17 protein-coding genes and 1 pseudogene are annotated in these 20,173 nt (G+C 42.7%); 16 read left to right on the forward strand and 2 right to left on the reverse strand.

Annotation, left to right across the window (positions count from 1 at the left end; genetic code table 11):
- Positions 1-343 precede the first annotated feature (343 nt).
- From V7K79_RS07435 to V7K79_RS07500, 14 genes are all read left to right on the forward strand, one after another.
- Positions 344-727, forward strand: coding sequence for a hypothetical protein (locus tag V7K79_RS07435; RefSeq protein WP_335046159.1), 384 nt, complete (start codon positions 344-346; stop codon positions 725-727).
- A 104-nt stretch (positions 728-831) separates the two neighbouring features.
- Positions 832-2,112, forward strand: a complete 1,281-nt coding sequence (locus tag V7K79_RS07440) for a S41 family peptidase (protein ID WP_335046161.1) — start codon at positions 832-834, stop codon at positions 2,110-2,112.
- A gap of 103 nt (positions 2,113-2,215) precedes the next feature.
- Positions 2,216-3,124 carry a hypothetical protein gene (locus tag V7K79_RS07445; RefSeq protein ID WP_335046162.1) on the forward strand — a complete coding sequence of 303 codons (909 nt, stop codon included), beginning with the start codon at positions 2,216-2,218 and terminating at the stop codon, positions 3,122-3,124.
- A gap of 17 nt (positions 3,125-3,141) precedes the next feature.
- Positions 3,142-3,330 carry a sigma-70 factor domain-containing protein gene (locus V7K79_RS07450; protein WP_335046164.1) on the forward strand — a complete coding sequence of 63 codons (189 nt, stop codon included), beginning with the start codon at positions 3,142-3,144 and terminating at the stop codon, positions 3,328-3,330.
- Between the two features lie 38 nt (positions 3,331-3,368).
- On the forward strand, positions 3,369-3,614 hold the full coding sequence (locus V7K79_RS07455; protein ID WP_335046166.1) for a sigma-70 domain-containing protein: 246 nt from the start codon (positions 3,369-3,371) through the stop codon (positions 3,612-3,614).
- Between the two features lie 21 nt (positions 3,615-3,635).
- The gene (locus V7K79_RS07460) at positions 3,636-3,818 is read left to right on the forward strand and encodes a sigma factor-like helix-turn-helix DNA-binding protein (protein WP_335046168.1); all 183 of its coding nucleotides are present in this window, start codon (positions 3,636-3,638) and stop codon (positions 3,816-3,818) included.
- Between the two features lie 151 nt (positions 3,819-3,969).
- Positions 3,970-5,568 (forward strand): efflux RND transporter periplasmic adaptor subunit, encoded by a 1,599-nt coding sequence (locus tag V7K79_RS07465; protein WP_335046170.1) that lies wholly within the window; start codon positions 3,970-3,972, stop codon positions 5,566-5,568.
- The gene (locus V7K79_RS07470; RefSeq protein ID WP_335046172.1) at positions 5,565-8,687 is read left to right on the forward strand and encodes an efflux RND transporter permease subunit; all 3,123 of its coding nucleotides are present in this window, start codon (positions 5,565-5,567) and stop codon (positions 8,685-8,687) included. Before V7K79_RS07465 ends, V7K79_RS07470 begins: the two co-directional genes overlap by 4 nt.
- 144 nt (positions 8,688-8,831) lie before the next feature.
- On the forward strand, positions 8,832-9,155 hold the full coding sequence (locus V7K79_RS07475; protein WP_335046174.1) for a DUF433 domain-containing protein: 324 nt from the start codon (positions 8,832-8,834) through the stop codon (positions 9,153-9,155).
- 9 nt (positions 9,156-9,164) lie between these two features.
- Positions 9,165-9,521, forward strand: a complete 357-nt coding sequence (locus V7K79_RS07480) for a DUF5615 family PIN-like protein (protein ID WP_335046176.1) — start codon at positions 9,165-9,167, stop codon at positions 9,519-9,521.
- A 75-nt stretch (positions 9,522-9,596) separates the two neighbouring features.
- Positions 9,597-12,719 carry an efflux RND transporter permease subunit gene (locus V7K79_RS07485; protein WP_335046178.1) on the forward strand — a complete coding sequence of 1,041 codons (3,123 nt, stop codon included), beginning with the start codon at positions 9,597-9,599 and terminating at the stop codon, positions 12,717-12,719.
- A gap of 165 nt (positions 12,720-12,884) precedes the next feature.
- Positions 12,885-13,343 (forward strand): M67 family metallopeptidase, encoded by a 459-nt coding sequence (locus tag V7K79_RS07490; protein WP_335046191.1) that lies wholly within the window; start codon positions 12,885-12,887, stop codon positions 13,341-13,343.
- Positions 13,344-13,476: 133 nt separating this feature from the next.
- Complete coding sequence (gene moeB / locus V7K79_RS07495; RefSeq protein ID WP_335046181.1) at positions 13,477-14,649, forward strand: molybdopterin-synthase adenylyltransferase MoeB; 1,173 nt, start codon at positions 13,477-13,479, stop codon at positions 14,647-14,649.
- Positions 14,650-14,777: 128 nt separating this feature from the next.
- Positions 14,778-15,977, forward strand: a complete 1,200-nt coding sequence (locus V7K79_RS07500; RefSeq protein WP_335046182.1) for an MFS transporter — start codon at positions 14,778-14,780, stop codon at positions 15,975-15,977.
- Between the two features lie 91 nt (positions 15,978-16,068).
- On the opposite strand, the gene ftsH4 is transcribed toward V7K79_RS07500, so the two are convergent.
- Positions 16,069-17,931 (reverse strand): ATP-dependent zinc metalloprotease FtsH4, encoded by a 1,863-nt coding sequence (gene ftsH4, locus V7K79_RS07505; RefSeq protein ID WP_335046184.1) that lies wholly within the window; start codon positions 17,929-17,931, stop codon positions 16,069-16,071.
- Between the two features lie 169 nt (positions 17,932-18,100).
- On the opposite strand from ftsH4, the gene V7K79_RS07510 reads away from it, so the two are divergent.
- A complete protein-coding gene (locus V7K79_RS07510; protein ID WP_335046186.1) occupies positions 18,101-18,241 on the forward strand; it encodes a hypothetical protein in 141 nt (46 codons plus the stop codon).
- 277 nt (positions 18,242-18,518) lie between these two features.
- On the opposite strand, the gene V7K79_RS07515 is transcribed toward V7K79_RS07510, so the two are convergent.
- Positions 18,519-19,601, reverse strand: coding sequence for a peptidoglycan-binding domain-containing protein (locus tag V7K79_RS07515; RefSeq protein ID WP_335046188.1), 1,083 nt, complete (start codon positions 19,599-19,601; stop codon positions 18,519-18,521).
- A 232-nt stretch (positions 19,602-19,833) separates the two neighbouring features.
- Between V7K79_RS07515 and V7K79_RS07520 the strand changes: the two are divergent.
- Positions 19,834-20,035 (forward strand): annotated as a pseudogene (locus tag V7K79_RS07520) (hypothetical protein); the annotation flags it as partial.
- Positions 20,036-20,173: the final 138 nt, after the last annotated feature.

Genomic DNA, 20,173 nt, shown 5'->3' on the forward strand with positions numbered 1-20,173 from the left:
ATTTGAATCGGAATTCAGACCCCAACCAAATCTTACTCATAATTTCTTCCCCAGTACCCAGTACCCAGTCCCTAGTACCTAGTACCCATTCCTCTATATAACGAATCTGTCTCTAGTATTGGTAGAGCCGTTCCGACTAATTAATTATTTCTAGATTAGGAAAAAAGTCACAATAAATTGAGTACTTTTTTACTGGTCAGGTTAGGAATTCTAGCTCATGTGCAAACTTCATTTGAACTTTTAAGATTAGCTGGTGTGAGTAAAGCAGCAACTTTTTAAACATCTTCTCACCGAAATTGAGTTAAAACAGTCCGATTACACACAGCAAAAACCAGAGAAGTAAATGATTAGAAAACAGATAATTTTACCAACCCTACTCTTTGCAACTATCTTAATTGCAGGAATTACAGGTTGCAGCAGTTCTAAATCTCCAGATGTCTCTCAAGGGAATGATTCTGGCACAAAGGTATCTGATACTTCTACGACGAACTCTCCAGCAGCAAATACGCCAGAACGCGCTCACAAACGCGAAGAAATTCGCAAGCAAGTTGAGGCAGTTCTCACCCCCGATCAGGTAAAGGAATTGTCAACAAAATTACAACAAGGCGAGAAAATGCGTAAAGCAGTGTTCAGTCTAAATCTTACTGCTGAACAAAAGACTAAAATTCAGGATATATTTAAGACTGCTTATCCCCATCGCAAAGGAAAATCTCAAGATAATTCTTAGCAGTTTTATCGAAATAGAATTCAGAAGTAATTATCTGTTACTGAGGTATTCAACCTTTCATTGATGGGATTCTGAATTCTGGATTATTCTTCAATAATTAAAGTATGTTTAAACAAAAATTGCTCGTCAAGATAGAATTGGCTGTTATAACAGCAATCCTTGTAGGAACTAGTTTATACACTTCCAAAGCTATAGGTAAACCACAACCTAGCTCTCAAAAACTGGTGGATGAGGTATGGCAAATCCTAAATAAAAATTATGTTGATGTCAGCTTTAACCATCAAGACTGGCAAGCAGTTCGCCAGCAATATATTAGCCGTTCCTATAGTTCCAAAAAACAGGCTTATGGAGCGATTCAAGAAATGGTGGCAAAATTAGGCGATCGCTATACCGAGTTTTTTGACCCCCAAGAATTTAAAGCCCTAAATAACGATATTTCTGGCAATCTCAGTGGTGTAGGGCTGGAACTGGCAGAGAATCAAAAAACTAAAGCCTTAACCGTTGTCGCCCCAATTCAAGGAACTCCTGCTTTTAAAGCGGGTATTTTGCCGGACGATGTAATTGTCCAAATTGACGGTCAAAAAACTCAGGGGATGAAAATTGAGGATGCGGTGAAGCGGATTCTCGGCCCGGTGGGAACCAAGGTAGTACTCACAATTCAACGCGGTAGCCAATTGCAAACTTTCAAGCTTACTCGCGCCAATATTGCTATCCATCCTGTAACTTACAACACGCAAACAACAGCAGCCGGTAAGATTGGTTATATTCGTTTGCCAGAGTTTACGCAAAGTGCCCCCGCCGAGATGCATCAGGCAATTCAAGCATTAGAAAAACAACAGGTGCAGGGTTACGTTTTAGATTTGCGTTCCGATCCAGGTGGACTGCTGGATGCAAGTTTGCAAATTGCCAGTATGTGGTTGAAGCAAGGGGCGATCGTGTCTTTGGTAAATCGAGACCAAGTTAAAGAAAGTTACAATGCGTCGGGACATCCTCTTACCGACAAACCTTTAGTGATACTGGTTGATAAGGGATCTGCTAGCGCCAGCGAAATTCTTTCGGGAGCGCTGCAAGATGATAATCGCGCCACCTTAGTAGGGACTCGCACTTTTGGTAAAGGTTTAGTTCAAGCCGTAGAGCCATTAGAAGATGGTTCCGGGCTGAAATTAACGATCGCCAAATACTACACACCGAAAGGTCGAGATATCAATCATGTTGGCATTGCCCCAGATATTAACGTGGCATTAACCGAAGCACAACAAAAAGCTTTAGTGCAAAACCAAACCGTAGGAACATTAGCCGATCCTCAGTATGCTAGCGCTGTTGCTGACCTGAGTAAATTGATTCAGTCTGGGGCCAATCATCTGAGTTTGCAAGGTGGGAAATAAGTACTATGGTCAAACAGTTATCGTAATTCGTAATTGAATTATAATTACAACTTTGAATTAATTGAATCACGAATTATTCTGTTAGGAACTGTAGTTTTCTATCATGCCAACCCGCAAAGCCCAACGACTTGAAATTTGTGAACCAGTTCCAGGTCTGCAAATCCTGGTGCAACTTAGTAACACTCCTTTAGTACGGACAGTCATAGCTATTGTTACGCACCATCAGCTAGCGATCGTTGGGTTTGTATTTGTTACCACCTTGGTTTTTTCGATCCGCGAAAACGCCCCTTGGCTGACAGTACCTAAACAGGTAGCGATTGAATTCTTTTCTGCTGTATCCCAGTCTCTAGCTGCTTTATTAGGGGTATTAATTGTTTTCCTTACCTTTACTAGTCAGTTGATCGCTCAAAGGAGGTATGAGGACTACTATACACTTCAGATTCAGATTGACCAACTTATTCGTCTAACTCAGTCTCTTCCCCCGGAACTCAGTAATTTTGATAAAACTCTGATCGCACTGATTAACTATTTAGTTCCTTTGCATTTAAAGGATTTACCAGTCTGGTCAACTGGCTCTCAGGTGCTACCTTGGGACGAACTTTTAGATAATTTCAAGAATGAATATGAATTGACGCAAGTGCAGCAACAATACTCTTTAGCTACCCATCTGCACCAACAACAAATTTTATTGGTCATCAATAACATGGAGGAAATTCTGGAAAGATTTTCCAGGCTTTACAATCGCATCCTAGAGATGAGCCGTTTCATTCTCGCAATTGTCAAGTTGTCCTTTCTCCTGGGAGTTTCTCTTGTCTTTTTGCTGTTATTTGGCATTATCGATTTGCAAAGGAAGCTTCCCGATCTCAGCCTACCTGTAATTGTTTCTCTAGCAGTTTGGGTATTGATTGCTCTTTTGGAGTTAGTACTTGATACCTGGTTTTTATATAAAAATATCTATGGCTCGTCGAGTCACTATCTGCATTTCTTCCCAAATAAAAAATATCCTAATTAATAGGTAGCTAATTCACCATGAGTAACTTAACATTCTTAGACACCAAATCTAGTAATACAAGCAAAGCATCTCAATTTACAACTGATACAGTACGTGCTTATCTTCAAGAAATCGGGCGAATACCTCTATTAACCCAGGAGCAAGAAGTTTTTTTGCCTAACAAGGACGAGCAATTACATTACCCATTCATATCAATGAAAAATTAAACAAAATTAAGCGCGTTTAGCGAGAGTTATCCCAACAGATGGGTCGCATTCCTACCACTACGGAAATTGCTCATGCACTTTCTTTAGAGCCTAGCCAAATTCGAGAATTTATACTTTTGGCTCGTCAACCTATCTCTTTAGATATTCGATTCGGCTCAGAAAAAGATGTAAATTTAGAAGATATAATCGAAGATTATAAATATTTTAAAAATAGTTATAAAGCTGAACAATCTCTTAATCAGTACGTTGAAAGCTTGTTGTCAAGCTTGTCTAGACAACAATAAATATTAAAATTACACTTTGGTTTGATAGATGGAAATGAACTTTCTTTAGAACAAATTTATCAGCGCATGGGTATTAGTCGTAAACGAGTTAGACAGATAGAAAAACAAGCTCTCCAACTTTTATATGGACAGCTAGCTAAAAAATCATCAATACTAGTAAAAAACAAAGTATTTAAAAAAATTATTTATTTCATTTGGAATTGACAAAATTATCATTATTTAACAAGGTATGTCGAGCAAACCGGAAAAAATTAATTATTCAAATATGCCTTTTCAAATGAAATTAGTATCAGTTAGAGTTGAAGTATAAAAGATTTTACGGTTTTTAATTAACTAAAATGCATTGGGGGTTCTGATGAACCATGATATTTCTAACGATTTGACCGAGAATAGTATAAAACCAGAGCTACAGCGATCGCCAAAAAAGAAAAAGATTCGTTTGATATTTTTGGGAATGATATTGCTGGCTGGGTTGGGTTTTTTGGGTATTTATACAGGTGCAGCTAAATCAGACAAAGCTGAAAAATCTGGGCGTAATAAACAGCAAGTGACACCTGTAACTGTGGCAATGGTGACACAAAAAACGGTTCCGATACAATTGCAGGCGATCGGTAATGTGCAATCGGGGTCTACAGTATCGATTACGCCTCAAGCTAGCGGACGGATCATTGGAGTTTATTTTAAGAAAGGTCAAGATGTGAAAAAGGGGCAACTTTTATTTACCTTGGATGACCGATCGCAAACTGCTGCGATCCAGCAAGCTCAAGGAACTGTAGCAAAAGACCAAGCCTCTGTACAACAAGCTAGAGCTACATTAGCTAGAGACTTGGGTCAGGTAGACCAAGCCAGAGCGACTTTAATCAAAGACCAAGCCTTGGTACGACAAGCCCAAGCGAATTTGGCTAAGGATCAAGCGCAAGCACAATTTGCTCAAGGACAGAGCGATCGCTATAGTGCATTGTATAAGAAAGGCGCAATTAGTTTAGATCAAGCACAGCAATACGTTTCTAACAGCAAATCGGCAACAGCGACACTACAAGCAGATCGAGAAGCGATCGCAAATGCTCAGGCTGTTTTGAAAAGCGATCGAGTGGCGCTGACTAATGCCGGAGCAGTTGTCAAGGGCGATCAAGCTGCGATCGCAAATGCTCAGGCTGTTGTCGTTTCAGACCAGGGAGCATTAGACAATGCCAAAGTGCAATTGTCTTACGCCAAAATTTATGCCCCAATTGATGGTCGCGCGGGGAATGTTTCGGTGACTCAGGGGAATGTGGTGCAAGCCAACAGCAGTGCTTCGCTGACTCAGGGGAACGCCTTAGAAAGCAACAGTACGTCTGGTACGACTAGCAGCACAACTTCACTTGTTACTATCACCCAAATTCGCCCGATTGAAGTTGCTTTTTCCATTCCCGAAACAAATCTAGCCCAGGTGCAAAAGTATATGCACGATGGCAAGCTGAAGGTAGATGTCACATTCCCCAATAGTCAAGGTCATCCGACACCAGGTGTTTTGACATCTGTCAATAATACGGTTGATAACACTACGGGAACAATTCAACTGATTGGCCAATTTGACAACGTTCAGGGAGATTTGTTTCCCGGTCAATTTGTGAACGCAACGCTAACGCTGACCGAAGAACCGAATGCAACAGTTGTTCCCTCCCAAGCCGTGCAGAATGGCCCCGATGGACAGTTTGTCTTTGTAGTTAAGCCAGACATGACAGTACAAAACGTCCCAGTTACAGTTAGCAGCACCATTGATGGACTAGATGTAATTCAGAAAGGGCCGCAACCAGGCGATAAAATTGTTACCGACGGTCAAGCGAATCTCGTTTCGGGTAGCAAAATCCGCATCAAAACGGCTGGCAATGATTCAAATGCAGGTGAAAATTCCTCGAAATCAAGAAGAGGCAGGGGGGTAAGAGGTAGAGAGCAGGGGGGAGGTGAATCATGAACCTTTCAGAACCATTTATCCGCCGCCCAATCATGACAACTTTGGTGATGGCGGCGATTTTAATCTTCGGTTTCATGAGTTATCGCTTGCTGCCAATTAGCGATTTACCAAGTGTGGATTATCCCACAATTCAGGTAAGTGCCGCCCGACCGGGAGCCAGCCCCGAAACGATGGCAGCATCGGTTGCCCGTCCTTTAGAAAAGCAATTTTCCAGTATTGCTGGACTCGATTCGCTTAACTCAACTAGCACTCTGGGACAGACTCAAATTACCCTGCAATTTAACCTGAGTCGGAATATTGATGACGCAGCGCAGGATGTGCAAGCCGCAATATCGGGAGCATCGGGGCAAATTGCTGACGATTTACCCAATCCTCCGACTTACAGTAAGGTTAACCCCGCAGATCAACCGATTCTCTACCTTTACCTAGACTCTCCTACACTGCCCCTTTCCCAGGTAGATAATTATGCTGAGACTTATCTGGCGCAAAAGCTATCTACAATCAATGGGGTGGCACAGGTAGCCGTCTATGGTTCCCAAAAGTATGCGGCTAGAATTCAACTCGATCCGCAGCAATTGGCAACGCGGCAAATTGGGCTAGATCAGGTAGCGACGGCGATTCAAGAGGGTAACGTCAATTTACCCACCGGCAGTCTTTCGGGAAATCATAAGAATTTTACAGTCCAAACTAACGGGCAACTTGAAGATGCGGCTGCTTATCGCCAGTTGATTGTGTCTTATAAAGATGGAATGCCCATCTATCTCAATCAACTGGGTCGGATTATTGACAGTGTAGAAAATGACAAGATAGCAAGCTGGTATAACAATACCCGTGCGATTATTCTCACCATTCAAAGACAGCCCGGAACCAATACGGTACAAGTCGTAGACACGATCAAGAAATTACTTCCGAATTTGAGCGACCAGATTCCAAAATCCGTGGAAATTGGGATTCTCTATGATGCGTCTCAGTCAATTCGGGATTCAGTGGATGATGTCAGATTTACGTTGATTCTGACGATCGCTCTAGTTATCTTAGTAATTTTCCTGTTTTTGCGGAACCTCTCAGCGACGGTGATTCCTAGTTTGGCGTTACCCGTTTCGCTGATTGGAACGTTTGCCGTGATGTATTTGCTGCACTACTCACTAGATAATCTGTCACTGATGGCGTTAACCCTTTCCGTGGGCTTCGTCGTGGATGATGCGATCGTCATGCTAGAGAATATCGTCCGTCATATCGAAATGGGGGAACGTCCCTTAGAAGCGGCGTTAAATGGGTCGAGAGAAATTGGTTTCACAATTTTATCGATGACCCTTTCTTTGGTTGCAGTCTTCATCCCCATGTTGTTCATGAGTGAAGTGCTGGGACGATTATTTCATGAATTTGCTGTAACGATCGCAGTTGCAATTCTCGTATCTGGTTTTGTGTCTTTGACTTTGACTCCGATGTTGTGCAGTCGTTTTCTGCGTCCTGTAGATCACGCTAATCAAAGTCGGTTATATCAAGCTTCCGAATATGTATTCGATCGCTTGCTGGGTCTGTACGATTGGAGTTTGAAAAAAGTCTTAAAATATCACTTTACGACGATGATTTTATCTGTCGTTTTATTGGCGGTGACAGTTGGGTTGTTGGTGGTGGTTCCCAAAGGCTTTATTCCTAGCGAAGATACCGGACAAATTACAGGCATTACCCAAGCAGCCCAGGATGCATCCTTTGATAATCTTGTCCAGCATCAGCAGACAGTTGCTAACCTAATCCGCCAAGACCCGAACGTAGATGCAGTCAACTCCAATATTGGGGCGGGAGCGAGTGCTAGTGGCAGTGGGGCAGCAGTTGCAGCCAATTCCGGGAGTTTATTTATTCGGTTAAAACCGCGATCGCAGCGCCAGCTTGGTGCTGACGAAATCGTGCAAAATTTGCGAACCAAACTCGCCACTGTTCCAGGCATCCAAGTATTCTTACAAAATCCCCCAGCGATTCCCATTGGCGCTCAACAAAGCACAGGACTTTATCAAGTTGCACTTCAGAGTTCTGATGTCAAACCCTTACAAGAATATGTTCCCCAACTTGTTCTTAAGATGAAGGAAATGACAGAACTCCAGGATGTCAACAGCGATTTACAATTTGCTTCCCAGATTCAAATTGACATTGACCGCGATAAAGCCTCAACTTATGGGATTACCGCCGAGCAGATCGAAAATACCCTGAGAAATGCCTACGGTTCCTACCAAGTGTCAACCATCTATGCAGCGACCAATGAGTATCAGGTGATTTTGGAATTAGCACCCCAGTTTCAGCAAGATATCAACGCTCTGTTGACTTTATACATTAACTCCAGCACCGGAGTAGCAGTTCCTCTGAATACATTCGCCAAACTATCTCAGGGAGTCAGTCCGTTAATGGTCAATCATAACGGTCGGATGAACGCCGCTACTATTTCCTTTAACCTCGCTCCCGGTGTTTCCTTGGGAAATGCCAACCAAGAGATTGAAAAACTGATCGAGCAGGTAATTCCTGCCAGCATTAGTACCAGCTTTCAGGGCGCAAGCCAGGTATTTCAAAGTTCACTGCCGAGTTTGGGTTTATTATTAGCGATCGCCATCTTAGTAATTTATCTGATTTTGGGCGTTCTCTATGAGGATTTCATTCACCCAATTACGATTCTTTCCGGTTTGCCTTCAGCAGGTTTTGGGGCATTGTTAACCCTGATATTATTCCATGTCGAACTGAATGTTTATTCCTTCATCGGCATAATTCTTTTAGTGGGCATTGTCAAGAAAAACGGGATCATGATGGTGGACTTTGCAATCATTGCCCAGCGAGAAGAATTGAAAAAACCTTCTGAAGCAATTTATCAAGCCTGCTTGGTGCGCTTCCGCCCAATTATGATGACGACGATGGCAGCATTAATGGGAACCTTACCGATAGCGATCGGATTTGGCGCTGGTTCGGAATCCCGCCGTCCTCTAGGTATTGCAGTTGTCGGCGGACTGGTGTTTTCTCAAATATTGACTTTATATTTAACACCCGTGTTCTATATCTACATGGAATCATGGCGGAAAAAGCTCAGTCAAGTTAAATTCCGGCGGGTATTTTCATTTTCAGATGAGCGATCGTGATGTTTAACAAGTAACACCAATCTTTCACATATACTCGATTTAACATTAATTATCAAAAAGAAGTCTACAGCTTCAAATAATTCGTAATTACGAAATAGCACCACACTAAAATTTAGATACTAGCATTTTGGAAATAATTAGACTATGACTTTAGCAATAGAACAAGAAAATCCTCCCTTAAGTGAAGATGCAACAGGTGCAATTCGGGTAGGTAATACAAGGGTTTTGCTAGAACTAGTGATTCGTAACTTTCAAGATGGTGCGTCCCCTGAATCTATTATTGGACGATACTCATCCTTATCATTATCTGATGTATACCTGACAATTGGCTACTATCTTCGACATCGAGATGCTGTCGAATTATACCTCGAACAACGCGAACAATTAGCTGAATCTGTTCATCAACGTCTATCAAATGTTCAACCTGATTTGAGCCTAATTCGCTCTCGCTTATTAGCCCAGCAATAATTTTAAAAAATGTCAATGCTGAAGTTATTGAGCGATGAGAATTTCAATGGCGATATCGTGCGAGGACTATTTCTGCGTCAACCGAATCTTGACTTACTTCGCGTTCAGGATGTTGGTTTGCAGAAAGTCGATGACCCAGCAATCTTAAATTGGGCAGCAGAAAGCGATCGCATAATCCTCACTCACGATCGGGCAACGATGCCAGATTTCGCTTACGAACGATTGTTAAAGGGAGAGCAAATGTTGGGTTTGTTCGTAGTCAATGATCGGATGCCAATTAGACAGGCAATTGACGAATTAGTGCTGCTGGTTAATTACAGCGATCAGTCGGAGTGGAATGGGATTGTTTTATATTTACCCTTATGAAATATAAAGCTAAAACAATACAGACTGAGCGATTTCATTGCACATACCAATAATATTTCTGGGAGAACAAAACTCATGAACCTTTCAGAACTTTTCATCCGTCGTCCAGTCATGACCACCTTGGTAATGATGGGTATCCTCATTTTCGGTCTCATGAGTTATCTACTGTTACCCATTAGTGCGCTACCCAACGTTGAATATCCTTTTATATCTGTCTCTGCTAGTCTCCCTGGTGCTACCCCAGAAACAATGGCATCTTCAGTCGCCGCACCGCTAGAAAGACAGTTTACCGAAATTGCCGGACTCAATTCATTCAATTCCAGCAGTTCCACAGGTAGCACCAACATCTCCCTACAATTTGACTTTAGCCGCAGAGTGGAAGATGCCGCCAAAGATGTACAGGCCGCCATCTCAGCCGCAGCCGGACAACTGCCAGCCGGAATGCCTCACCCACCAACATACCGCAAAGTCAACCCGTCTGTTTCACCAGTTATTTACCTCTATATGTATTCTGAGACACAGCCAATCTCGACAGTAGATGAGTACGCAGAGGTAACAGTTGGTCAGCCAATTTCGATGATTGATGGTGTTGCTCAAGTACAGGTCTATGGTCAACAGCAATATGCAGTCCGCGTTCAGCTCGATCCGCGAGAGTTGGCATCGCGGGGAATTGGTCTAAATCAAGTAAAAACTGCAATTCAACAGGGAAATGTCAACTTGCCAATCGGCAGTCTCTCTAACACTTACAAAAGTTATACGCTTCAAGCGAACGGTCAACTCACGGATGCCGCCAGCTATCGCCAGTTGATTGTAACTTACAAAAATGGTGCGCCTGTGCGCCTCCAGGATTTGGGGCAGGTGATTGACAGCGAACAAAACGTCAAAGTCTCCAATTTGTATAGCGATCAGAAAGTGACAAACCGCCATTCCATTGTTCTGGCTGTACAGCCGCAGCCGGGAGCTAATACTGTAAATATTGTTGATGGCATTCAGAAACTTTTACCGACACTCCGCGAACAAGTTCCCAAATCCATTGAGATGGGGATTATGTACGATCGCTCCCAAACAATCCGAGCTTCTGTGAATGATGTGAAATTTACCTTAGTTCTCTCGGTTTGTTTAGTTGTCTTGGTGATTTTCTTCTTCTTGCGTGACATCACTGCTACCCTAATTCCCAGTTTGGCGCTACCTATAGCGATTATTGGCACTTTTGCTGTCATGTATCTATCAGGTTTTTCCCTAGACAACCTTTCACTCATGGCGTTGACCCTCTCCGTGGGTTTTGTCGTGGATGATGCGATCGTTGTATTAGAAAATATCGTCCGTTATCGAGAAATGGGCGAATCTCCCCTAAACGCGGCATTGAAAGGATCGAGGGAAATCAGCTTCACAATTTTGTCAATGACCCTCTCCTTAGTGGCGGTGTTCATCCCGATCATGTTTATGAGTGGAATAATCGGTAAATTATTTCATGAATTTGCTGTGACGATCGCTGTGGCAATTTTGGTTTCGGGTTTTGTCTCCCTCAGTCTCACTCCCATGTTGTGCAGTCGCTTTCTAAGTTCACATCAGCAAACACCAAATCTGCTGTATCGAGTCTCAGAAGGGGCATTTGATTTACTACTGCGGGGATATGATTGGACGCTCAAGCCCATTTTAAAATACCGCTTGATGACACTTATTGGTTCTGGCATTTTGTTGGTAATGACCGTTTATTTGTTTGTCATCGTTCCCAAAGGATTTATTCCAACCGAAGACACCGGACAACTAATGGGAAACACGAAAGCCGCGCAAGATATTTCTTTTGATGATATGCTGCGTCACCAGCAAACGGTTGTTGACATTATTCGTAAAGATCCCAACATTGAAGCAGTTGATTCAATTGTGGGTGCAAGTGGCCCCAACGGTTCAGTCAACGGTGGGCGAATTACGATTCGGCTCAAACCACGTTCTCAACGTAAACTCAGTGCTGACCAAATCATTCAAGAACTAACCCCCAAGTTGAGACGTACAACTGGGATTAAGACATTTATCCGCTCTCCGTCAGCCATTCCCATTGGTGGTCAACAAACCAATTCTACTTATCAGTTCACGTTGCAGAGCTTGAATTTACAAGACCTGCGCCAATACGTTCCGAAACTTGTAGATAAAGTCAAAACTCTACCAGGACTCCGGGACGTTGACAGCGATTTACAACTTAGCACTCCTCAAATCCAAGTCCAAGTTGACCACAACAAAGCCGCAACCCTTGGCATTAGCGCCCAACAAGTTGAACAAACCCTCAGCGCTGCCTATGGTTCTAGCCAGGTTTCCACTATTTATACTCCAAATGACCAATTCTATGTAATCTTAGAAGTAAAACCGGAATTTCAACGAGATCCCAGCGCCTTATCGCTACTATATGTGCAATCGAGTACTGGGAAACTGGTTCCTTTGAATGCGATCGCTAATATAACTCAAAATGTCGGCCCTCTCACTGTTACTCACGTTGCTCAACTCCCCTCTGCAACTATCTCTTTTGATACGCTCCCAGGAACGTCTCTAAGTCAAGCTACAGATGCTATCAAACAAGCAGCCAGTCAAGTGTTACCCTCAACAATTACCCCCAGCTTTCAGGGTTCAGCCCAGACTTTTCAACAGTCCTTCAACGATTTAGGCGTGCTGTTGTTGGTGTCTATTGTAGTCATCTATCTGATTCTCGGTATCCTCTATGAGGATTTCATTCACCCAATCACCATTCTTTCTGGTCTGCCTTCGGCAGGTTTTGGCGCATTATTGACGCTGCTGATTTTTCAGGTTGATTTAAATCTTTACTCTTTCATTGGCATTATCCTGCTAGTGGGCATCGTCAAGAAAAACGGGATTATGCTGGTGGATTTCGCCATTGAAGCGCAGCGAAAGGAAGGGAAAAATTCTTTTGATGCCATCTATGCCGCTTGCTTGATTCGCTTCCGTCCGATTATGATGACGACGATGGCAGCTTTAATTGGGACGTTACCTATTGCTTTGGGAACAGGAGTAGGTTCAGAAGCGCGTCGTCCTTTAGGGATTGCGATCGTTGGGGGATTGGTGTTCTCTCAGATATTAACTCTCTATTTGACTCCAGTGTTTTACATTTACATGGAGACATTGCGGAAAAAGCTGAGTATGCGAAATCAGAAACCTAAAAAAAAGCATCTGCCAGCAGTTAAAAGTTAATCATAGTTTCTGGTAAAACCAAGTATGAGTATAGCGATCGTTTTGCTCGACTTTATCCATTTACCTTTTGAGCGATCGCCTGTGTGGTTTTTACTAGGCTGCGCGTGTCAATGTATTGTATTTAAACAAGAATTGTTAGAAGTTGCTAGAATTACAAACGCAGACATGATCCAACTTAGCCAAGAACATTTGCAAACCATCCGCACCCATGCCGAAAGCACCTACCCAGATGAGTGCTGTGGTATAATTTTGGGCTATCTGGCTAATGAGGGCAAAACTGTGGTAGAAATCATGCCATCAGAAAATGCTTGGAATACACAAACGGCTGCTGAGTTTCCAGGAGAACGCACAACAGAAAGTAAAAGACGGCAATATACGATCGCACCCGAAGTTATGTTAAAAACACAAAGGGAAGCACGCGATCGCTCACTCAACATTATTGGCATTTTTCACTCCCACCCAGATCATCCTGCTATACCCTCAGAATGCGATCGCCTATACGCTTGGCAGGGATACTCGTATATAATAGTTTGCGTCCAAAACGGCAAAGCTGGAGAACTTCAAAGTTGGAGCCTTGATGATACTCATCAGTTTCAAGTAGAGGAAATTGAAAATATAAAATAACTGGCTTAGTTTAAAGATAGTCACTCATAGCGGTTTTCGCCGCGATCGCAGATTAAAATTCGTCTTTCCCACTCTTAATAAGATCCAGTTTTTCGATAGGATTAATATTCCGCTTTCCCACATCATAACTGCTATGCTCAATCCTAATCTGGACGAAATCCAGTTGACCAAAGACGATTACGAACGCTACTCCCGACACTTGATTTTGCCGGAAGTGGGACTAGAAGGACAGAAGCGCCTGAAAGCCGCTAGTGTAATGTGTATCGGTACAGGTGGATTAGGTTCACCACTACTTTTATATTTGGCGGCGGCGGGTATTGGACGCATCGGGATTGTCGATTTTGATATTGTCGATACTTCCAATCTGCAACGCCAAGTAATTCACGGAACATCCTGGGTGGGTAAACCCAAAATTGAATCGGCAAAAAACCGCATTCACGAAATTAACCCCTATTGTCAGGTTGATTTATACGAAACTCGTCTAAGTTCCGAAAACGCCTTGGAGCTGATTCAACCTTACGATATTGTAGTGGATGGTACTGATAACTTCCCCACCAGATATCTAGTTAACGACGCCTGTGTATTGTCGAACAAGCCCAACGTCTACGGTTCAATTTTACGCTTTGAAGGGCAAGCGACTGTATTTAATTACGCAGGTGGCCCGAATTATCGTGACCTTTTCCCAGAACCACCACCACCAGGAATGGTTCCTTCTTGTGCAGAAGGTGGCGTTTTGGGAATTTTACCAGGAATTATTGGTTTAATCCAGGCAACCGAAACTGTTAAAATTATTTTGGGGCAAGGCAACACTCTTAGCGGGCGATTGCTGCTATACAACGCCTTGGATATGAAATTTCGGGAATTAAAACTGCGTCCGAACCCGATTCGCCCAGTGATTGAAAAGCTGATAGACTACGAAGAATTCTGCGGGATTCCACAAGCTAAGGCAGAGGAGGCAAAACAGCAGATGGAAAGTCAAGAAATGACCGTTAAGGATTTGAAAGAGTTGTTGGATAGCGGTGCGAAGGATTTTGTACTGCTGGATGTCCGCAACCCCCATGAGTACGACATTGCCAAGATTCCGGGTTCAGTGTTGGTGCCCTTACCAGACATTGAAAATGGCAATGGCGTTGCTAAAGTGAAGGAAATATTAAACGGTCATCGTTTAATTGCTCATTGTAAAATGGGTGGACGATCGGCAAAAGCCCTCGCCATTCTCAAGGAAGCTGGAATTGTCGGGACAAATGTCAAAGGCGGAATTACCGCTTGGAGTAAAGAAATTGATCCTTCAGTTCCAGAGTATTAAAAACGCACCGCTTTCTCTAAAGAGTAGATGAGGGAATGAGGAAGACAAGGGGGATAAGGGGGACAAGGTAAAATTCTCTCTCTTTCTCCCTTATCTCCCATTCCCTATTCCCCAATTCCCATCTCCTTATGACTACCTCGAAATCTCATTTCAATATTTTATGGGTGCAAGTTTGGGTGTTGGCAGGGGTGCAGGGAGCAATTACCCTCTCGTGGTTAATTTATAATATCTATTTGCCGCAACTTCTGACTCAGTTTGGTTTTCTGCCCTCATTGGCAGTTGGTTTGGTGCTAGTCGAAAATGCTTTGGGTGCGGTGCTGGAACCGGTGATGGGCGGACTTTCAGACCAAGCTAGACGCTGGGTAGGAACTCGGTTTCCTTTTATCTCAGTAGGTATGATTCTTGCATCGGCTTTGTTTATTGCCATACCATGCGTTGTAAGTTTAATCCCGCCTGCTACCATGATGCAATCGCTTTTACCTATAGTATTGGTAGCCTGGGCATTGGCAATGACAATATTTCGTTCTCCAGTTATGTGCCTATTGGGGATGTATTCGACACCAGCCCAGTTACCTTTAGCAGTAAGTTTTGTCACTTTAACAGGCGGTGTGATTGGGGCTTTTAGACCGATAAGCAACAAGTTTATTCTAAGCTTAGGCCCAGTTTATACCTTTGCAATCGGTTCTTTTGTGATCCTGGGGGCGGCGGCTGTGTTGCGATTAGTAAATCCCCCAGAAGTACCAGTGAATAGACACCAAGCACAGACAGTAAAATTGCCCTTACAGAAATTGGCGTTGATTTTAGGAACTGGTTTTGGTGTGGCGTGGGGTATCCGATTTCTCATGGATGTCTTGGGTAAAGTACTCAAGACCCAACTAAATACTGATAATATTGATGTGCTGATGGTGTGGATTGGAATAGCGATCGCAATTGCCAGCATCCCAGCAGGAATTTTCGCCGTCAAAATTGGTAATCGTCAAGCAATGCTTTGTGGGATCTGTGCAATCATTCCTTCGTTATTGATAATGATATCTGTGGGCGCACAAATTCCGATAATTGTGTTAATCGTTGCAAGCTTTAGTTTAATTGTCAACGGGGCAATTCCTTTTGCTTTAGGGTTAGTACCCCAGCAGTGGGCAGGATTAGGAGTTGGAATGTATTTTGGTGGGTTTGCTTTAGCTATGAGTTTGTTTGGTGTTATATTTCCTCAACTGCAACAGATAACACCTTTTGTTGGTGCGGTTGGGGGTGGATTAGCATTTTTCCTGGCTGGTGTTTGCATTGCGGTAAGTGGCATTTCTGAAATGCAGAGTAAAGCAGAGATTTAACACATAGGCGCTTCACATTCTTGCAGGAAAGGTACGCAAAGTTATTCTCTGCGTACCTCTGTAGATGAAATCTGATTTTCTTAATTACGAATTACGAATTAGTTACAGGTTTCACCTGACTTAACAAATTGTGCAGTTTCTCGCCTTCAATAACCTCTGTTTCTAACAGTTGAGTAGCGATCGCTTCTAGCAAGTCTCGATTCTGTCTGAGAATCTCTACGGCTTGTTCGTGGGCTGTTTCCACAATTTCCTTGACTTCGTTATCAATGGCTTTGGATGTATCTTCACTTACCGCCCGCCGAGGATTAGTAGTACCATTGCCCAAAAATGCTGCTTGTTGTCCTTGTTGATAAGCCAATGGCCCTAAGACTTTACTCATACCATAAGCTGTTACCATCCGTTCTGCCAAGTCAGTTGCTCGTTGCAAATCGTTGGAAGCACCTGTGGTAATACTATTAAATACAACCTCTTCGGCAGAACGTCCACCCAACAGAGTGGCAATCTGACCCCGCAGTTCATCTTCATTCATCAAAAAGCGGTCTTCAGTTGGTAATTGCAGAGTGTAGCCCAAAGCAGCCATCCCACGAGGAATAATCGAAATCTTTTCTACGCGACCGTTTCCTGTTGTCAGCGCCCCCACCATTGCGTGACCAACTTCATGGTAGGCAACAATCTTTTTCTCAGTCTCGTTCATCACGCGACTCTTCTTCTCTAGACCGGCAACTACCCGCTCAATTGCTTCGGCAAAGTCTTCTTGAGCAACTCTTTCACGCAGATTGCGCGCTGCCAATAATGCTGCTTCGTTCACCAAGTTTGCCAAATCTGCACCAGCAAAACCGGGGGTACGAGTAGCGATCGCTTTTAAATCTACATCATCTCCTAATTTTACCTTTTGAGCGTGAATCTTGAGAATTGCTTCACGATCGGATAAATCGGGACGGTCTACTAACACTTGGCGGTCAAAGCGGCCTGGACGCAGCAATGCAGGATCTAGTACTTCCGGGCGGTTGGTAGCAGCTAGCACAATTACCGTTGTATCCCCGGCTGCAAACCCATCCATTTCAGTTAGTAATTGATTGAGAGTCTGTTCTCGCTCATCGTTACCACCGTAGAAGCCGTTACTACTACGAGACTTACCGATCGCATCCAATTCATCAATGAATATAATACAAGGAGCTTGTTTTTTGGCCTGTTCAAATAAATCTCGGACTCTAGAAGAACCCACACCAACAAACAATTCTACAAACTCGGAACCAGAGATACTGAAAAATGGAACTCCTGCTTCTCCTGCTACGGCTTTCGCTAAAAGTGTCTTACCAGTACCTGGAGGGCCAACCAACAACACACCTTTGGGAATCCTAGCGCCTATTTGCGTAAACCGTGCCGGAGTCTTGAGGAAATCTACAATTTCCACTAACTCAGTTTTCGCTTCTTCTACCCCAGCTACATCTGCAAAAGTGATTTTAGCCGATTCGCCTTCAACGTAAACCTTAGCTTTGCTCTTACCAATGGAAAGCGCACCTTGAGGGCCACCACCGCCACGGGCGAGAAAGAACTGCCAAATACCAATAAAAATTAGTGGTGGAATCACCCAACTTAAGAGGGTTGTAAACCAAGTATTTTTGGGTGGCGGTGTCGCAGCAAACTCAACTCCCTTTTCTTCTAGCAGTTTGGGTAACTCTAAATCAAAGATTGGTGTAGTTGCAAACACCTGTCCCGGTTCGGAATTTTCTGTTTTTAGTTGGTAGATAATCTGGTTTTGACCAACGGAAACGCGGCTGACTTCCCCTTCCTGTACTTGATGAATAAATAGGCTATAGGGAACACCAGCAGGACCAGAAGCAAATAAACCAGGCAAAAATAAATTTAAGAGCAGGAATAGTCCTGATACTGCCAGTAATATATTAGCAACGATCCGAAACCGAGGTGACTTAGGCTGTTCTTTAATTGCCATAGATGTTACCAATCCTTAATAATGAAAGCTAACTTGAAAATTGTGTATGGGGCATTGGGCATTGGGCATTGGTTTTACCCAGCCTCCCCTGTTTCTCATTTTCCTTAACACTTTGAGAAACTTGATTAAAGACCGATCAAAATGCTGGTATATTTGCCCAATTTAAGCAATGTTAACGATGGGCTGTGACGCTTATGATGCTCGTGACGCTCCCGGACTCACTATCGCCCTTGGCGCTAAACCCAAGGCAGAAGACTTGTTAACGGTGAAACAAAGTTGTTCAGCTTGTCTTGATCCTCAAGCATATTAGCACTTTTCATAATTTCTCCTATCTAGCAATGTTTACAGCATTTGTTTATTTATGTAACTAAACTTAACAATTTAATTAATCTTTGGGAACTAAGAGCAAATACGGTTTACCGTACTCAAAGAATATGCAGAGATTGAAAGATGCAAATAGAAATCCTTTACGAAGAGTTATTCTGAAGCCTTGGTAGAGCTTTCCTTGCTCACTCCTGAATTATTCTTCAATAATTTCACTTTGAATTTTGGAACTGCATTTTCCATATATGCGGTTCCTCTATCCATTAATGTCCATCATTAGACCAGTGGGGGCGATCGCTAGATAATTTAATCACACCGTAAGAACGCCCAACTTGCCATAAAGTAGAATTTTCATAACTCGTTCGTGGCTGATTAATACTAACTGTAGTTCCACTAGCGTTTTTAATATTTAAGATTCCTGGCCAAGTAATTTCCCAATCAATTGCTAATCTTTGAGTATGACGAGAGCTAAGAACAGGTCGAAAAGCAATATTATAAGCAGACACCATTTCTTTAGCAGCTTGGACAGAACCAGCATTGGTGTAATGTAGCCAATTAATATCTACATTAGGCATAGGTGGAACATCTTTGGCAGCAATTTCATTATTGCTGATACGGAAAGCATAGTGCATTAAATAAGCTCGTTCTGAGGGGCGGAATACTGAAGCAATACTGATATTAGCTCCGGCATTTTTTAAGGCTTGCTCAAAAGCTTGTACTTTTTGACGAAAGGGAGAAGCTAAATCATCAATTGAGTCGCTGTCTGGAAAAAAATTAACCCAGGCTTTTCCACTCAGTCGTTGTCTTAATCTTTTGGCGTATTCAGTTATGTTATTTAAAGCCAACTCAAAATCAATGCCAAGCTTGGTTTTTGTTGTATTAGAAAGCTGTTGATCTAATTCCGCTCGAAAATTAATGTCTCTTATTTTATAAGTTTCAGCTAGTCCTTTTGTACTGTTGGGACCAAAGTCCCCATCAGCTACTAACGGCGGATTCAAACGACCAATTACTGTTAAACTTTTTTGTAAGTCCTTAACCTCATTTTCTCCAAAGTTAAGAGAGGTTAATAATTTTTTTCCACCATCAGCATAGACAGCAAAATAAATTGCAAAACCTTGCTCTAGAGCTTTTTGATAAGTAGCAGTATCAACAATACCCGTTACTGTTAAAGCATTACTAGTCTGATAATCACGAGTTGCTTGATCTGTAATATTTCCAAAATCTCCATCAACGGCAGCAATGGAGAAATCATAATATAAAAGAAATTTTTGCCAAGCAATTACAATCGGCCCTTCGGATTTTTTCTGGAGAGTAGGAAGTTGCAAAGCTTGAAGTTGAAAGCTCATAGTTTTTATTGAGTGAAATAATTGTTTTCAGTTAGTTTTTATGTCACTATTCGTCGTACAATTTCAGTTATGGTCGCTGCCAAATTTGGTATCTCGTACTTCATTACAGCGATTGTAGTCCAATAAACGCTGTCTTCCAAAACCCACTTTGGATTATAACATCCGTAGTTATCCAGCTTTTCTCACGGATACTTAAAATCGTAAACAGCAATCTATTTGACTTGTTGGCTAACAGGGTCAGAAACTTTCTGGAGGTCAGCCAGAGGAAATTGCGTAGGCGAGCATTTACCGCAGGCATCGCCTATACTATTGTCAAAGATCCGCCAATTCTGATTTGGGATGAGGATATTTCTGCGGTAGATAATGAAACCAAAGCGGCTATTCAAAAATCTTTGGCTATGATTACCCAAAATCGTACAATCATAGCGATCGCTCGTCACCCTATATATAAATGCTTCAATCCTTTTGGTCTTTCTGTGATATCCCTCTTCTGTCACTTTCCGGTTATTCTAAATAAAAGGATTAGAAGAAAAAACTCTGCAAGGGAGGTAGGGCAATGGATGTAGAATTAC

This window comes from Nostoc sp., assembly GCF_036917575.1.
Classification (GTDB): Bacteria; Cyanobacteriota; Cyanobacteriia; order Cyanobacteriales; family Nostocaceae; genus Nostoc.

What these genes read in the sequence shown, in the direction of transcription:
- V7K79_RS07435 (WP_335046159.1), top strand. Translation starts at nt 344, where the DNA reads ATGATTAGAAAACAGATAATTTTACCAACCCTACTCTTTGCAACTATC.
- V7K79_RS07440 (WP_335046161.1), top strand. Translation starts at nt 832, where the DNA reads ATGTTTAAACAAAAATTGCTCGTCAAGATAGAATTGGCTGTTATAACA.
- V7K79_RS07445 (WP_335046162.1), top strand. Translation starts at nt 2,216, where the DNA reads ATGCCAACCCGCAAAGCCCAACGACTTGAAATTTGTGAACCAGTTCCA.
- V7K79_RS07450 (WP_335046164.1), top strand. Translation starts at nt 3,142, where the DNA reads ATGAGTAACTTAACATTCTTAGACACCAAATCTAGTAATACAAGCAAA.
- V7K79_RS07455 (WP_335046166.1), top strand. Translation starts at nt 3,369, where the DNA reads ATGGGTCGCATTCCTACCACTACGGAAATTGCTCATGCACTTTCTTTA.
- V7K79_RS07465 (WP_335046170.1), top strand. Translation starts at nt 3,970, where the DNA reads ATGAACCATGATATTTCTAACGATTTGACCGAGAATAGTATAAAACCA.
- V7K79_RS07470 (WP_335046172.1), top strand. Translation starts at nt 5,565, where the DNA reads ATGAACCTTTCAGAACCATTTATCCGCCGCCCAATCATGACAACTTTG.
- V7K79_RS07475 (WP_335046174.1), top strand. Translation starts at nt 8,832, where the DNA reads ATGACTTTAGCAATAGAACAAGAAAATCCTCCCTTAAGTGAAGATGCA.
- V7K79_RS07480 (WP_335046176.1), top strand. Translation starts at nt 9,165, where the DNA reads ATGTCAATGCTGAAGTTATTGAGCGATGAGAATTTCAATGGCGATATC.
- V7K79_RS07485 (WP_335046178.1), top strand. Translation starts at nt 9,597, where the DNA reads ATGAACCTTTCAGAACTTTTCATCCGTCGTCCAGTCATGACCACCTTG.
- V7K79_RS07490 (WP_335046191.1), top strand. Translation starts at nt 12,885, where the DNA reads ATGATCCAACTTAGCCAAGAACATTTGCAAACCATCCGCACCCATGCC.
- moeB (WP_335046181.1), top strand. Translation starts at nt 13,477, where the DNA reads ATGCTCAATCCTAATCTGGACGAAATCCAGTTGACCAAAGACGATTAC.
- V7K79_RS07500 (WP_335046182.1), top strand. Translation starts at nt 14,778, where the DNA reads ATGACTACCTCGAAATCTCATTTCAATATTTTATGGGTGCAAGTTTGG.
- ftsH4 (WP_335046184.1), bottom strand. Translation starts at nt 17,931, where the DNA reads ATGGCAATTAAAGAACAGCCTAAGTCACCTCGGTTTCGGATCGTTGCT.
- V7K79_RS07510 (WP_335046186.1), top strand. Translation starts at nt 18,101, where the DNA reads ATGTTAACGATGGGCTGTGACGCTTATGATGCTCGTGACGCTCCCGGA.
- V7K79_RS07515 (WP_335046188.1), bottom strand. Translation starts at nt 19,601, where the DNA reads ATGAGCTTTCAACTTCAAGCTTTGCAACTTCCTACTCTCCAGAAAAAA.